The organism is Saccharomonospora sp. NPDC046836, from assembly GCF_040645195.1.
Lineage (GTDB): Bacteria > Actinomycetota > Actinomycetes > Mycobacteriales > Pseudonocardiaceae > Prauserella_A.
This window is the reverse complement of the sequence record NZ_JBEYXW010000009.1, coordinates 158,850-174,636: the sequence shown is the minus strand read 5'-3', so window position 1 is coordinate 174,636 and position 15,787 is coordinate 158,850. Positions and strand designations below refer to the sequence as shown.

Below are 15,787 nucleotides of genomic sequence, written 5' to 3'. Positions count from 1 at the left end.
GGCCATGCGCCACGGGGTGCTGCCCCGGACGTTGCACATCGACCGGCCCTCCACCCACGTGGATTGGTCGGCCGGGGCCGTGGAGTTGCTGACCGCGGCCAGACCATGGCCCGGCACACCGGATCGGCCGAGAAGAGCCGGGGTGTCGTCGTTCGGGGTCAGTGGCACCAACGCACACCTCATCCTCGAGCAGGCACCCGACGAGGAGGCGGCCGCTACCACCGATCGCGGTGCCGACGGGGTGGTGCCGTGGGTCGTGTCGGCGCGGTCGGCGGCGGCGCTGCGGGCGCAGGCCCGGAACCTCCGCGAGTTCGCTGCCGGTCAACCAGACCTGGAAGTCGGCGACGTCGGCTGGTCGCTGGTGTCGAGCCGGTCGCGGTTCGAGCACCGTGCGGTGGTGCTGGGGCGTGACCGGCAGGAGTTGCTCGACGGCTTGGCGTCGGTGAGTGACGGCGCGGAATCCGCCTCGGTGGTGCGTGGCGTCGCCGAAGAGCCCGGTGGCGTGGTCTTCCTGTTCCCCGGGCAGGGCGCGCCGTGGGCCGGCGTGGCCAGGCAGTTGTGCGACGTCTTCCCCGCCTTCGCCCAGAGCCTCGACGAGATCTGCGAACGCTTCGACGCGCACCTCCCGTATGCGCTCAAACCCCTGCTCCTCGCGCCGGCGGAACAGCCCGTCGGGCGAACCGACATCACGCAGCCGGCGTTGTTCGCCATCCAGATCAGCCTGTGCCGGCTCATGCAGCGGTTCTGCCCGCAGCCGAGCCACCTGATCGGTCACTCTGTCGGTGAGATCGCCGCGGCCCACGTCTCCGGAGCCCTCGATCTGGACGGCGCGGTCAGGCTCGTGGCCGCACGCGGACAGGCCATGCAGGCGGTCGGCGAACGCGGCGCCATGCTGGCGGTGCGCGCACACGAGGACGAGGTCAGCGCGCTGCTCCGCCAGTACGAGGGTGTCGGCATCGCCGCGGTCAACGGGCCGGATTCGGTGGTGGTCTCGGGTCGCCGCGACGTGGTCCTCGACCTCCGGGAGAAGTTCGTCGCGGATGGCACGTCGGCGAAGCTGCTCGGCGTCGATCAGGCGTTCCACTCGCCCCTCATGGACCCGGTCCTGGCCGACTTCGCGGGATCGATCGACGAACTGCCTGCGGGCCGGTTGTCGATCCCCCTCGTCTCGACCTCGCTGGGCCGCGAGGCCACGCTCGAGGAGCTGACGTCCGTCGCGCACTGGGTGCACCACGTCCGCGCCCCCGTTCGCTTCTTCGACGCGGTGCGGCACGCACGGGCGGCCGGTGCGAACATCTTCCTCGAGGTGGGGCCCGGCGCGACGCTCGCGAGCATCACCAAGGAAGCCCTGGCCGGCGATGGCGTACCCGAGGCGCTGGTCCTGTCCTCGTCACGGCGCGACCGCGGGGCGGTGGACGCCGTGGTCGGCGCGCTGGCCCACTTGCACGTCCGGGGTGTCGAGGTGGACTGGGGCGCCCTGTTCGGCCCACGCCAACGCGTGGACCTGCCGACGTACGCGTTCCAGCGGCAGCGGTACTGGCTGGACTTCCAGGCCGGGCCGGGTGGTGGGGGCCTGGGTTCCGCCGGGCTGTCGGCCACGGAACACCCGCTGGTGAGCGCCGTGGTGGAGCATCCCGGCACCGGAGAGATCGTCTTCACCGGGGTGTGGTCCCAGCGGACCCACGGCTGGCTGGCCGATCACGTCGTGCTGGGCGCGGTCGTCGTACCGGCGACGGTCTACCTGGACCTGGCGCTGTGGGCGGGGGAGTTCGCGGACTGCGCGGTGATCGAGGAGCTCTCCCTGGAGGTTCCCCTGGTTCTTCCCCGTGACGGCGGCATGCAGGTGCGGATCGTCGTCGGCGCGGCGGACGAGGCAGGGCGCAGCTGCCTGACCATGTACTCGCGCCCCCATGGTGACGGCCAGGGCCGGTGGACGAGAGGCGGGTGGACCCGCCACGCGACCGGGAGCCTGTCGTCCAGCGCGCCGCAGCGCACCGACGACGTACGTTCGCTGGCCGTCTGGCCACCGGCCGGGGCGACCCGACTCGACCTCGACGGTCTCCACGACGCCTTCGCCACGGCGGGCTACGACTACGGTCCGGCCTTCCGCGGGCTGCGGGAAGTGTGGCGGCGCGGCGATGATCTCTACGCGTCGGCCACGCTGCCGGTGACCGCCGACGGTCCGGCAGGTGGCGGGTTCGTCCTCCACCCGGCGTTGTTCGACGCCGCGCTGCACGCGATGGTGGCGGGCGGTGTCCTCGAGGTGGGAGACGGCCAGGTGTGGCTGCCGTTCTCGTGGTCCGGGGTGACCCTGACCGGCGCGTGCGGGCCGGGCTTGCGGGTCCGGATCTCACCGGCGGGCGACGGCGTCGTCGCGGTGACGGCCGCCGACGAGCAAGGCCGCGAGATCGCGCACGTCGGGGCGTTGACGTTGCGGCCGGCGAATGCGCTGCCGCACTCGGTGCGTGGCGGGCAGGAGCGCTCGCTGTTCGCCCTGGAATGGCGGCCGGTCCAGCCAGGCGAGCGGGAAACTCACCGCGGGCGGTGGTGCGTTCTCGGTGCGAAGAACGGCCTGGCCGGGCGAGTAGCGGCGGCCGGCGACCAGAGCGTCGTGCTCATCGAGTCCCTGGACGATGTGCCGGGGGAGTGCCCCCGGCACATCGTTCTCTGCCTGGACGATCTCTACCTCGCCGACATCGAGCTGACCGCCGCGGTCGGCGACGCCACCACCCGGGTGCTTGCCTGCGTCCAGCGGTTCCTCGCCGAGGAGCAGCTCGCCGGAGCCGCGCTGGTGGTGCTCACCCGCCTGGCCCTCGACACCGGCGGCGGGGAGAAGGTCGAAAGCCTCCCCGGCGCATCCGTGTGGGGCTTGGTCCGGTCCGCCCGGACCGAGCACCCCGGCCGGTTCCGGCTGGTGGACATCGACGACGACGAAGCGTCTCTGACGCGACTCCCGGACGCGCTCGCCGTCGACGAGGACCAGCTGGCAGTACGAGGCGGCGCGTACCTCGTCCCCCGCATGACGCGGGCCGCACCCCCGAGCGGGCAACTCCCACCACCGCCGGCCGGCGCACACCGGCTGGGCCTCCGAAGCCAGGGGACGCTGGAGAACCTGGCCTGGACTCCCTGCCCCGAGGTGGAGGCGCCGCTGAGCGGTGGGCAGGTGCGTATCGCCGTGCACGCCGCCGGGCTCAACTTCCGGGACGTGACGATCGCCCTCGGGCTGGTGGCGGGGACAGCCCTCGGTGCCGGGCTCGGCGGTGAGGGTGCCGGAACGGTGCTGGAGGTCGCCGGCGACGTCAAGAACCTGTCGCCGGGTGACCGGGTGATGGGCATCTTCCCGGGCGCCTTCGGCCGGGTGGCCGTGGCCGATCACCGCATGATCCTGCCCATTCCCGGCGCATGGAGCTACGCCGAGGCGGCGTCCGTGCCGGCCGCCTTCCTCACCGCCTACTACGCGCTCCACCACGTGCGGCACCTCGCGAGGGGGCAGCGGATTCTCATCCACGCCGCCGCGGGCGGTGTCGGCCTGGCCGCCGTCGCGCTGGCGAAACACGCCGGTGCCGAGATCTACGCGACCGCCAGCCCGGCCAAGTGGCAAACCCTGCGCGACCTGGGACTGGACGACGACCACCTGGCGTCGTCGCGGGATCTGGACTTCGCGGGCAAATTCCTGGAAACCTCCGGCGGTCGCGGGGTGGATGTCGTGCTGAACTCCCTCGCGCACGCCTTCGTCGACGCCTCGCTGACGCTGCTCCCCGAAGGCGGGAGCTTCATCGAGATGGGGAAGACCGATATCCGCGATCCCCGCCGGATCGCGGCCGATCACCCCGGCGTCGACTACCGGGCCTTCGACCTCTACGAGGCCGGCCCGGACCTGATCAACGAGATGTTCCGGGCCGTCATGGCGCTGTTCGCCGGCGGGCGGGTGCACCTCAACCCCATCTCCGTCCGGCACATCCGCGACGTGCGCCACGCTTTCCGCGAGATGAGCCGAGGCCGCCACACCGGGAAGCTGGTCCTCGAGGTGGGCGACGGCTTCGGCGGTGGGACCGTGCTGGTCACGGGCGGGACCGGGGGAGTGGGTTCGCAGGTGGCGCGGCACCTCGTCGCCGAACACGGGGTGCGGAGCCTAGTGCTGGCGAGCCGCCGGGGCATGGCCGCCGACGGCGCCGCCGAACTGGTCTCAGACCTGGAGAAGGCGGGCGCGGCAGTCAAGGTCACGGCATGCGATGTCGCGGACCCGGCCGCCGTGGCGGCCGTGCTCGCCGACATGCCCGGTGGATACCCGCTGACGGCGATCGTGCACGCGGCGGGTGTGCTCGCGGACGGCACGGTGGCGTCGCTGACGACGGAGAGCGTCGAACGGGTGCTGCGCCCCAAGGTCGGCGGTGCGGTCAACCTGCACGAGCTGACCAGGGACCGCACCCTGTCGGCGTTCATCCAGTTCTCCGCCTTCGCGGGCACGCTCGGCACCCCGGGACAGGCGAACTACGCCGCGGCCAACGGGTTCCTGGACGGTCTGGCGGCACAACGCCGGGCGTCCGGACGGGCAGGCACCTCGCTGTGCTGGGGCTGGTGGCACCAGGACGGCGGCATGACCGGGGACCTGGCCCAGGCCAGCCGCTCGCGGATCCGGCGGCTGGGCATCGCCCCGATGGCGGCACCCGAGGCACTGGCCCTGTTCGACGCGGCGTGCGCGATCGGCGCGCCGGTCCTCATCCCGGCCCGGCTGGACGTCAGCGCCCTGCGGAACTCGACCGGCGGCGAACTGCCGCACCTGCTGCGCGATCTCACCGGCAGCGGCGGTCCACGCCGGAACGGGGCGAGCAAGTCCAGGGACGGCGGCCTGTCCGCCAGGCTCGCCGCGTTGCCGGCGGAGGAGGCCGGGGCGGCTGTGGTGGACTGGGTCCGCGATCACGTCGCCACGGTTCTCGGGCACCCCGCCGGTGCCGTCGTCGAGGCCGATCTGTCGTTCACCCACCTCGGGCTCGACTCGCTGACCTCGGTCGAACTGTGCGGCCGCCTGGGTTCCTCGACCGGACTGCGCCTGCCGTCGACCGTCGTCTTCAACTACCCGACCCCCCGCGAGCTGGGTGAGCACATCTTCAGCCTGCTGCGCCCGGCCCCGGGTGCCAGGGACGCCGGGATCCCGGAGGCGCCGCGGGCGCACACGGACGAACTGGCGGACCTGGACCTGGACGCACTCGTCGACCTGGCGCTGAACGAGAGGGGCAGCTGACATGACCGACTCGGCGGATCGGGTCGAACGGGCGCTCCGCGCGCTGTTGGCGGAGCGCGACCAGTTGCGGCAGGAGAACGACGCACTGAGGGCCGGCCGCGCCGAGCCGATCGCCGTGGTCGCGATGGCGTGCCGCTACCCGGGCGGGGTGTCCTCTCCCGAGGAGTTGTGGGACGTGGTCCGCGGTGGCCGGGATGTCGTGACCGAGTTCCCGGACGACCGGGGGTGGCGGGACGTGTACGACCCGGACCCCGACGCCGCCGGCAGCTCGTACACGCGCCACGGCGGTTTCCTGACGGACGTGGCCGGCTTCGACGCGGACTTCTTCGGCATCAGCCCCCGTGAGGCGCTGGCGGTCGATCCGCAGCACCGGCTGCTGCTGGAGACGTCGTGGGAGGTCTTCGAGCGGGCGGGCATCCTGCCCGCCGAGGTGCGGGGGACCGGCGTCGGTGTCTTCACCGGGGTGAGCTCGTCGGAGTACGGGGTGCGGTTCCTGGCGGCGGGCAACGACGAGCTGGAGGGCTACCTGCTGCACGGCAGCGCGCAGAGCCTCGCGGCCGGCCGGGTGGCGTACGAGCTGGGGCTGACCGGGCCGGCGGTCGTCGTGGACACGGCCTGTTCGTCCTCGCTGGTGGCGATGCACCTGGCGGCGCAGTCCCTGCGTCTGGGGGAGTGTTCGCTCGCGCTGGCCGGCGGAGTGTCGGTGATACCCACGCCCGCGCTCTTCGTGGAGTTCTCCCGGCAGCGGGCGGTGTCGGCCGACGGCCGGTGCAGGTCCTTCGCGGATAGCGCGGACGGCACCGGCTGGGCGGAGGGGGCCGGGGTGCTGCTGCTGGAGCGGTTGTCCGACGCCCGCCGCAACGGGCACCCGGTGCTGGCCGTCGTCCGGGGCTCCGCCGTGAACCAGGACGGCGCCAGCAACGGGCTGACCGCGCCCAGCGGACTCGCGCAGGAGAAGGTGATCCGCCAGGCACTGGCGAACGCCGGGGTCGCGCCCGCCGGGGTGGACGTGGTCGAGGCCCACGGCACCGGAACCAAGCTCGGCGACCCCGTCGAGGCGCACGCCCTGCTGGCGGCCTACGGAACGGACCGCGCGCCGGACCGGCCGCTGTGGCTGGGGTCCCTGAAGTCGAACCTCGGTCACACCCAGGCCGCGGCCGGCGTGGCCGGGGTCATCAAGGTGGTGCAGGCCATGCACCACGGTGTGCTGCCGAAGACCTTGCACGTGGTGACGCCGTCCCGGCACGTGGACTGGTCCCGCGGCGCGGTCGAACTGCTGACGCGGGAGCGGGAGTGGACCCGGGCGGACGGTCCGCGGCGGGCCGGGGTGTCGTCGTTCGGGGTCAGCGGCACCAACGCGCACCTGATCCTCGAAGAGCCCGCGCGGGACCAAGCCGGCGAACCGGCGGGCCGGCGCGGTCCTGTGCTCGGCGAGCTGGTGCCGTGGGCGGTCTCCGGCAAGGGCGCGGCGGCCTTGGCGGGGCAGGCGGAGAAGCTGCGCGCGTTCGCCGTCGCCGCACCAGAGGTGGACATCGCCGACATCGGCTGGTCCCTGGTGTCGGGCCGGACGCACTTCCCGCATCGCGCGGTCGTGCTGGGCCGCGACCGGGACGAGTTGCTGAGCGGGCTGGCGTCGTTGCGTGACGGCGCCGAGTCCGCCGGGGTGGCGCACGGTGTCGCCAGTAACCCGGGCGGGGTGGTCTTCGTCTTCCCCGGGCAGGGGTCGCAGTGGGCAGGCATGGGCCGGGAGCTCTACGACACCTTCCCGGTCTTCGCGCGGGCACTGGACGAGTGCGCCGCGGCTCTGGCCGAATGGGTCGATTGGCCGCTGCTCGACGTGCTGCGCGGCGTGCCGGGAGCGCCGGAACTGGACCGGGTGGACGTGGTTCAGCCGACGTTGTTCTCGGTGATGGTCGCCATGGCCGCGCTGTGGCGCTCCTGGGGGGTGGAGCCGGCGGCGGTGGTGGGGCACAGCCAGGGCGAGATAGCCGCCGCCTGCGTCTGCGGTGCGTTGTCGCTGCGGGACGCCACCAAGGTCGTGGCGTTGCGCAGCAAGGCCTTGGTCGCTCTGACCGGTCGCGGCGGCATGGCCTCGGTCGCGCAGGCCGAGGACCTCGTCGCGGCGCGGCTAGCACCGTGGCAGGACCGGGTGTGCATTGCCGTGGTCAACGGACCCAGCTCGGTGGTGGTGTCCGGGGAACCGGGCGCACTCGACGAGTTCGTCGAGAAGATGACGGCCGAAGGCGTGCCGGCGCGGCGGATCGCGGTGGATTACGCCTCCCATTCACCCCAGGTGGCCCAGATCCGCGACCAGGTGATCGAACCCCTGTCCGGCGTGCGCCCGGCGACGTCGGCGCTGCCGTTCTACTCGACCTTGCGCGGCCACCGGATCGACACCGCGGAGCTGACCGGCGACTACTGGTACCGCAACCTGCGGGAGGGGGTCCGCTTCGAATCCGCCGTCCGGCGGCTGGTCGCGGACGGCCACCGGGTGTTCGTCGAGATGAGCCCGCACCCCGTGCTGGCCGCGCCGGTGCAGGAGATCACCGAGGACGTCGACGGCGCGGTGGTCCTGTCTTCGACGCGGCGGGGCGGGGGAGAGGTGGCGGCCGTCGCCGGCTCGCTGGCGCGACTGCACGTCCACGGTGGATCCGTCGACTGGGCCGCGGTCTTCGGGACGCGGCGGCGGGTGGAGCTGCCGACGTACGCGTTCCAGCGGAAGCGGTACTGGCTGACTTCCTCGCCCACGGCGGCGGCGGTGGTGGCGGCGCCCCCGCCCGACGACGAGCACCCCGTCTCCCTGGCGGACCGGATCGCCACCCTCCCGCACGGTGACGGGACGGCACTCGTGCTGGACCACGTCCTGCGGAAGGTCGCCGTCGTGCTCGGCCACCCCGCGGGCGAGACCTTGGACCCCGACCAGGAGTTCAAGCTCCTCGGCTTCGACTCGCTGCTGTCGGTGGAGCTGAGCAAGCGCCTGGCCGCGTCGACCGGGCTCAAGCTGAAGGCGACGCTGGTGCTGCGGTACCCGTCACCGAGACTGATCGCCGGGCACCTCATGTCCTTGCTGGCCGGCCGCGATCGGCCGTGATCCCTGTGCCCGGAACGCTTTCCGCCCGGTCGGACCGTCCTGTCGACAGGACACCGCGAGTTCTCCGAGGAGATGGTCTGTGTGCGTTCGCTCAGTGCGTCGTCCGCGCAGCGAGGCTTGTGGCTGGCGCAGAGGATGTCCCCGGACACGTTGAACCACCCGCTGTTCCTGTGGGACGTGGACGGTGAGCTGGACACGGCCATCATGGCCGCGGCGTTCCGCCACGTGCTCGCCGAGGCGGAGGTGCTGCGGGCCGGCTTCGCCGACGACGGCGGCGAGCTGCGGCTGGTGCCCAGGGAGCCGGCGGACTGGGAGCCGTTCCTCCTGGACCTGCGCGACGCGGCCGATCCCGAGCAGGCGGCCCGCGAGGCGCTGGCTGACCTGGTGGGGCAGCCGTTCGACCTGGAGCGCGACGTACTGCTGAGGCTGGGTGTGGTCCGGCTCGCGGCGGCCCGCTCGCTCGTGGTGATCGCCTACCACCACCTCGTGTCGGACGGGTACGGCGCGGGAAACCTGCTGTCGCGGCGCCTCGCGGACGTGTACACGGCGATGGAGCGGGGCACGCGGATACCGGACCTGCCCCAGCCGTGGACCGCCGAGCCGTTCGCGGCCGAGGCAGCGGCGTACCGCGCCTCCCCGGCGTTCGCCGAGGACACGGAGTTCTGGCGCACCTACCTGACCGGCGCGCCCGCACCCGCGCGGATCCCGCCGGTCGCCCAGTCCGACGCGGCGCGGTCGGCCCTGTCCGAACCGGTGAGCAGCGCCGACCGCTGGTCGGAGCTGGCCGGCGCCATCGGCATGACGAGCCGGACGCTGACCGTCACGCGTGCCGAGGCGGACGCGTGGACCGAGGCGGCGAAGTCCATGGGCGTGTGGATGTCGTCGCTGCTGGCCGGGGCGGTGGCGGTGTACCTGCGGCACCGCTGCGATCGTCCCGAGCTCCTCTTTTCGCTGGCCGTGGGCAACCGGGCCGGAGCGGCGAGCCAGGTGCCCGGCCTGGCGGTGAACGTGGTCCCGGTCCGGGCGCGCGTGCCGCTCGGCGCGAGCTTCACCGAGATCGTCGAGGCGGTCATCGACGAGACGTACGCGATCGCCGGTCACACCGCCTGCCACTACTCCGACATCCAGCGCGTGAGCGGAGCCGTCCTGAGCGGCCGCAGCTGTTTCGGTGCCCTCCTCAACGTCGTCGAGCTCGGGGATCAGCTCCACTTCGCCGGCCACCCGGCGCGCCACGTGAGCGCGACGATCGGGGCTTTCGACGAACTGACGGTCACCACCTACACCGACGGCAGCGCCGACAGCGACCTGTTCCTCCGGCTCGACGCCCCCGCGGGCCTGTACTCCCGTGCGGAGCTGCGGTTCCTCGGCGAGGAGCTGATCGCGTTCATCCACGGCCTGGTAGCCGCCCACGCACAGCCGGTCGGTGCCGTGGACGTGCTGAGCACCGCCGAACGGGACCGGGTGCTGCCCGCGCCGGACCACGCGGAGGCGGTGGTTCCGGGTGCAACGGTTCCGGAGCTGTTCGCCCGGCAGGTGCAGCGGACTCCCGACGCCGTCGCGGTGGTGGCCGGGGACTCGGCGGTCTCGTACCGGGTGCTGGACGAGCGGTCGAGCCTCGTGGCCGCGGCGCTGCGACGCAGGCAGGTCCGAGCCGAGACGGTTGTGGCGGTGGCGATGCCTCGATCGGCGGACCTGGCCGTCGCCCTGCTCGCGGTGGTGAAAACGGGCGCGGCCTACCTGCTGATCGATCCCGCGTCGCCCGCGGGCCGGATCCGGTCGATGGTCGCCGAATCCTCGGCGCGCGTGCTGATCACCGGTGCGACGGCGGCCGGGGCGTCGCTCGCCGAGCCGGACGTGCCGGTGATCCCGTTCGCCGACCTCTGCGCGGATTCCGGTGGTGTACCTGAGATCCCGGCCTCTCCGCGGGAGGACAACCTGGTGGCCGTGCTGCCCGGCTCCGGTGCGGCCACCGGCGTCGAGGTGACGCACCGGAACCTGCGGCGGCTGGTCACCGACCGCGGCCCGCACACCGTGCTGTGGCACTCCCCGCACAGCGGCGACGGGTTCGCCGTCGAATGGTGGGGGTCCGTGCTGACCGGCGGACGGGTGGTGGTAGCCACGCCGGGAGAGCCGGACGCCGACGCGCTGACCGGGATGCGCACGGCGAACGGCATCTCCGCGATGTGGCTGCCCGTCGGCCTGTTCTCGGCGATCGCGGCGGAACGCCCCGCGTGGTTCGCCGGGCTGCGCGAGGTGTGGACCGGTGGTGACCGGGTGCCCGCGGCCGCCGTGCGGCGGGTGCGGGACGCCTGCCCCGAGCTCACGATCGTCGTCGAGCACGGTTCGGCGGAGACGGCAGTTCTCAACCTGCCGGGCGAGGACGAACCGGGTGACACGGCTTTCCACGTGCTGGGGCCGGGTTTGACGCCGGTCCCCGCGGGCGTGGCCGGTGAGCTGTACGTGGCCGGGTCCGGCGTGGCGCGTGGCTACCGCGGGCGGCCGGGGCTGACCGCGGAACGGTTCGTCCCGTGCCCGTTCGGTGCGCCCGGCGGGCTCATGTACCGGACCGGCGACCGGGTCCGGTGGGGCACCGGCGGCCACCTGGACCACGTCGGCCGGACCGGCGGCCAGGCCGAGATCCGCGGCGAGCTGGTCGAGCCCGCCCGGATCGAGGAGGTACTGGCCGAGCACCCCGGGCTGGCCCGGTCGGTGGTGGTCGCCAGGGAGGACGCCGCCGGGCAGCAGCGGCTGGTGGCCTATGTGGTCCCGGTGCGCGACCACGGCCCCTCCGTGGCCGAGCTCCGCCGGTTCGCCGCGGAACGCCTGCCGGAAACCATGGTGCCCTCGGTGTTCGACGTGGTGGAGCACCTGCCGGCGACACCCGGCGGGAGGGTGGACCGGGCGCTGCTGCCGGACCCCGTGTTCGACGACCGGCCGCACCGGGCCCCGCGCGACCATCCCGAGCAGGTGCTGGCCGAGGCGTTCGCCGAGGTGCTCGAGCTGAACCGGGCGGTGGGCATCGACGAGGACTTCTTCGATCTCGGTGGCAACTCGCTGCGCGCGATCCGGCTGGTCGGCCTGATCCGGACGACGTTGAACCTCGAGCTCTCCATCCGGACGTTGTTCGCGGCACGCACCATCGCCGGCCTGTCGGACAGACGGAAGGACCTCGCCGCGTCGAGCAGGCCCGCGCTGCGGCGCCGGACGAGGAACGGCGAAATGCTCTGAGCGTTCGTCCTTTGCCTAGTGCCGGTCAAGACTGCCCGGGGAAGCGATCCGGGGATATCGTCATTCCAGCCCTCGCCCATCAATTGTATGGCTTTCTTGGAGAGAGCAAACACTGGTCGGAAACGCGAACTCCGTGCACTCTGCAGCCATGCCAGCGGGAGAATTCTCTATGAGTGATCGAGGACCTGAGATCTACGATGTGGCCGGCATCGGGTTCGGCCCGGCCAATCTGTCGCTGGCCATCGCCATCGAGGAGTACGGGGCGAGTCGGCCGGGAAAGGGGATCAGCAGCCTCTTCTTCGAACGTCAGGCTTCTTTCGGCTGGCACCGCAACATGTTGCTTCCATCGGCGACGATGCAGATATCCTTTCTCAAGGACCTGGTCACCATCCGGAATCCGACGTCGAGTTTCAGCTTCGTCGCGTACCTGCACGCGTCGGGGCGGCTCCCGCAGTTCGTCAACAAGCAGGATTTCTTCCCCACCCGCCGCGAGTTCCACTCCTACCTCGAGTGGGCGCAGGCGCGGGTGTCCGACCGCATCGCCTACGGCTCGGAGGTCACGTCGATCCGGCTGCCGGCCGGCGAGGCCGCGGAAGCGCCGGACCACCTGCTGCTGGAGATCGCGGACGACACCGGCCGCCGCGTGATCAAGGCGCGGAACGTGGTGATCTCGACCGGGTTGGTCCCGAGCCTGCCCGAGGGGACCGAGCGTGACGAACGTGTGTGGCACAGCTGCGATTTCCTGGAGCAGTACCGGCGGATGGACCCCAGGACCCTGCGCCGGGTCGCGGTGGCGGGCGCCGGCCAGAGCGCAGCCGAGATCACCCGGTTCCTCTACGACGAACTGCCCCACGCCCAGGTGTACGCGGTCACCCCGTCCTACGGCTACTCCGTCGCCGACGACACGCCTTTCGCGAACCAGGTCTTCGACCAACCGGCCGTCGACGACTACTACTTCGGCACCGAGCAGACGCGCGAGGCGTTCTGGCGGTACCACCGCAACACCAACTACTCGGTCGTCGACGACGAGGTGATCAGGGAGCTGTACCGCAGGTCCTACGACGACGACGTGCTCGGGGTCAGGCGCCTGCGGTTCCTCAACCTGACCAGGGTCACCGGTGCCAAACGCGCGGGCGAGGAGACCCGGATCTCGCTACAGGTGGGGGAGGACGGCGAGGTGCGTGAACTCGACGTCGACGCGCTCGTGTGCGCGACCGGCTACCGCGCGATGGAGCCCGCCGGGCTGCTCGGCGACCTCGATCGGCACTGCCTGCGTGACGAAGCGGACCGGTACCAGGTCGACCGGGACTATCGGCTCGTCACCGTGCCCGAGGTGCGGTGCGGCATCTACCTCCAGGGCGGTACCGAGCACACCCACGGCCTGACCTCCTCACTGCTGTCGACCATCGCCTTGCGAAGCGGCGAGATCGTCGAATCGATCGTCTCCCGGCAGGCCGGGGACAACGTGGACAGTGCCGTTCCGGTCAAGGTCGGGAGCGATCTCCGTTGACCACACTGACGATTCCTTCCGATCCTGATAGGAGGACTCTGTTGCGGAGTCCGGTGGAAGAGCGGTGGATACGCCGCTTCCGTGATGACGCCGGGTGCCAGACGAAGCTCGTCTGCTTCCCGCACGCCGGCGCGGGTGCGAGTGCCTACCGCACCTGGCCCCTGGGACTGCCGTCGAACGTCGGCGTGCTCGCCGTCCGGTACCCGGGCAGGGAGGACCGGTTCGGCGATCCGTTCCCCGCCCGGCTGGAGGCCCTCGCGGACGACATCGCGGGCGCGCTCGGCGATCTGGCCCCCCACCGGCTGGTGTTCTTCGGGCACAGCATGGGTGCCTCGGTGGCGCACGAGGTGGCTCTGCGCTTCCAGGACCAGGGTCGTCCGCCCGCCACGCTGTGCGTCTCCGGCAGGCGGCCGCCGCACGCGCTGGCCGGCCGGCAGATGATCTCCGGCACGGACGAGGAGATCATCGCGCACGTGATGAGCTTCGACGCGAGCGCGTCCGCGGTCTTCGCCGATCGTGGCCTGCGGGAGGTCGTGCTCCCCGCGATCCGCGCCGACTACCGCCTGACCGACGACTATTCCGGCGGCGCCCGGCCGCCGCTCGACTGCCCGGTGTACGGCTACGTCGGGAACCACGATCCCGAAGCGTCCCCGGAGCAGATGCGCCGCTGGGCGGAGACGACGAACGCCGCCTTCCGGCTCCGGGTGCTGCCCGGTGACCACTTCTACCTCAGAGCCAACGCGGCCGCGCTGCTCGCGGACCTGCATGACGTGGTCATATCCGGTCGTAACGGTGTCCTGAGCGACCTCGGCCAAGGGATGGCAGATGGCCAGTGAAGCGACCGCGCTGACCACACCCCGCCGGCTCACTTCACTGTCGGGCGGCACGGCGGATCCGCCGTGCCTGATCGACGCGCTGGCCGCGACCGCGGCGGCGCGGCCGGGCCACGTCGCGGTCCGCGACGAGGACCACGAGCTCACCTACCACGACCTGAGCAGGTGGACCGAGCAGATCGCCGCGCTACTGGCGGACCACGGCATCCGCCCCGGCGACCCGGTGGCCATCACCGGCACGCGAAGCGCCGCGATCGTGGCGGCGATGCTCGCCACCGTGCGCATCGGGGCCACCTACGTGCCGCTAGACGCCGGCTACCCGGTGAAACGGCTCGAGTACATGACGGCCGACAGCGGGGCCAGGATCGTGCTGTGGGCCGGCACCGAACCCGGGTTCGCGACCGGCGTGCCGTCCGTGCGCATACCGCCTGCCGACGACGCGGCCGCGGTGGGAACGCGCGCCCACGCGGCCGTTCTGCGGCAGCCGTGCCGGGCGGACCTGCCGGTGTACATCATCTACACCTCCGGGTCGACCGGCCTGCCCAAGGGCGTCGTGCTGCCGCACCGCAGCATCGACAACATGGCGCACTGGCAGCGCGGTCACTCGGTGCGGCCGGACCTGCGCACCGCCCAGTTCACCCCGCTCAACTTCGACGTGTGGTTCCAGGAGGTCCTCGGCACGCTGGGTGGCGGCGGCACGCTGGTGATCATGCCCGAGCCGCTGCGCCGTGACCCGATCGCGCTGCTCGACTGGCTCGCGGACAACCGGATCGAGCGCCTGTTCCTGCCGTACGTGGCGCTGCACATGCTCACCACCGCCGCGGCCGCCGCGGACTCACTCGACGGTCTCGCGCTGCGGGAGGTGAACCTCGGTGGCGAGCAGCTCGTCTGCACCGCGACCGTCCGGGACTTCTTCCGGCGCCTGCCGGGAAGCCGGCTCAACGTCCACTACGGACAGAGCGAGTCCGCCATGGTCACCGCGCACACGCTCACCGGGCCGCCGGACAGCTGGCCGACGCTGGCGCCGATCGGGCGCCCGCTGCCGGGCTGTCAGGTGTTCGTCGACCCGGTCGACCCCGGCGAACCCGCGGTGGGGGAGCTCCTGGTGGCCGGCCTGCCGCTCTCGATGTGCTACCTCAACCAGCCCCGCCTCACCGCGGTGCGGTACCTCCCGGTCACCGGCGGCGACCGCACCTTCCGCACCGGTGACCTGGTGCGCGTCGAGGACGAGGTCATCCACTACGTCGGCCGTGCCGACCACGAGGTCAAGATCCGCGGCGTCCGGGTGAACCCCCTCGAAGTGGATGCCTGCCTGCTCGAGCAGCCGGGCGTCACGGAAGCGGTCTGCGTTCCGCTCGAGATCACCGAGGGCGCCCGCCAGTTGCGGGCCGCGGTCACCGTCGACGGCGACAGCGTGGGATTCGACCAGGGCCGGGCGCTCGCCGCCCTGGCCGAGCTGCTGCCCGCGCAGGCGGTTCCCGTCTCCATCACCGTCCTGCCGGAACTGCCGCGGACACCGAGCGGCAAGGCGGACCGCAAAGCCGTCGCCCACGCGCTCGCCGGTATGCACCTGCGAGGCCACCGACGCAGACAGGGGTAGGGAATGGATGGCGACTTCGAGACGCGGACGGAACACCAGCTCGCGGAGATCTGGGCCGGTGTGCTCAAGATCGACAAGATCGGGCGCGAGGAGAACTTCTTCAACCTGGGCGGGGATTCACTGCTGGCCACCAAGGTCGTGCTCGCGGCCCGCCGCCGGTGGCAGATCGATTTCACGGTACGGGTGCTGATCGACCGGCCGGTCCTCGCCGACCTGGCCGAGCACATCGACCTGTGGGCGCACCAGGACGCCGGGACACACGCACCCTGAAACCAGCCGGTGC

General features: G+C 72.2%; 7 protein-coding genes. All 7 read left to right on the top strand.

All coding sequences use genetic code 11. The annotated features are described in order from the left end of the window. Positions 1-4 precede the first annotated feature (4 nt). The 7 genes from ABZ863_RS13990 (at position 5) to ABZ863_RS13960 (ending at position 15,774) form a co-directional block, all read left to right on the top strand. Positions 5-5,242: a type I polyketide synthase gene (locus tag ABZ863_RS13990; RefSeq protein ID WP_358535068.1), complete on the top strand. Its 5,238-nt coding sequence runs from the start codon at positions 5-7 to the stop codon at positions 5,240-5,242. A gap of 1 nt (position 5,243) precedes the next feature. After that, on the top strand, positions 5,244-8,333 hold the full coding sequence (locus tag ABZ863_RS13985) for an acyltransferase domain-containing protein (RefSeq protein ID WP_358535055.1): 3,090 nt from the start codon (positions 5,244-5,246) through the stop codon (positions 8,331-8,333). Positions 8,334-8,414: 81 nt separating this feature from the next. Next, on the top strand, positions 8,415-11,561 hold the full coding sequence (locus ABZ863_RS13980) for an AMP-binding protein (protein WP_358535054.1): 3,147 nt from the start codon (positions 8,415-8,417) through the stop codon (positions 11,559-11,561). A 169-nt stretch (positions 11,562-11,730) separates the two neighbouring features. Next, a complete protein-coding gene (locus ABZ863_RS13975) occupies positions 11,731-13,071 on the top strand; it encodes a lysine N(6)-hydroxylase/L-ornithine N(5)-oxygenase family protein (protein ID WP_358535053.1) in 1,341 nt (446 codons plus the stop codon). 41 nt (positions 13,072-13,112) lie between these two features. Further along, entirely contained in the window at positions 13,113-13,907 is a 795-nt protein-coding gene (locus tag ABZ863_RS13970; RefSeq protein ID WP_358535051.1) for an alpha/beta fold hydrolase, read from the top strand. Next, complete coding sequence (locus tag ABZ863_RS13965) at positions 13,897-15,504, top strand: AMP-binding protein (protein ID WP_358535049.1); 1,608 nt, start codon at positions 13,897-13,899, stop codon at positions 15,502-15,504. Before ABZ863_RS13970 ends, ABZ863_RS13965 begins: the two co-directional genes overlap by 11 nt. 3 nt (positions 15,505-15,507) lie before the next feature. Further along, positions 15,508-15,774, top strand: coding sequence for a phosphopantetheine-binding protein (locus ABZ863_RS13960; RefSeq protein WP_358535047.1), 267 nt, complete (start codon positions 15,508-15,510; stop codon positions 15,772-15,774). Positions 15,775-15,787: the final 13 nt, after the last annotated feature.

Coding starts and splice junctions, on each gene's coding strand:
- ABZ863_RS13990 (WP_358535068.1), top strand. CDS start 5: ATGCGCCACGGGGTGCTGCCCCGGACGTTGCACATCGACCGGCCCTCC.
- ABZ863_RS13985 (WP_358535055.1), top strand. CDS start 5,244: ATGACCGACTCGGCGGATCGGGTCGAACGGGCGCTCCGCGCGCTGTTG.
- ABZ863_RS13975 (WP_358535053.1), top strand. CDS start 11,731: ATGAGTGATCGAGGACCTGAGATCTACGATGTGGCCGGCATCGGGTTC.
- ABZ863_RS13965 (WP_358535049.1), top strand. CDS start 13,897: ATGGCCAGTGAAGCGACCGCGCTGACCACACCCCGCCGGCTCACTTCA.
- ABZ863_RS13960 (WP_358535047.1), top strand. CDS start 15,508: ATGGATGGCGACTTCGAGACGCGGACGGAACACCAGCTCGCGGAGATC.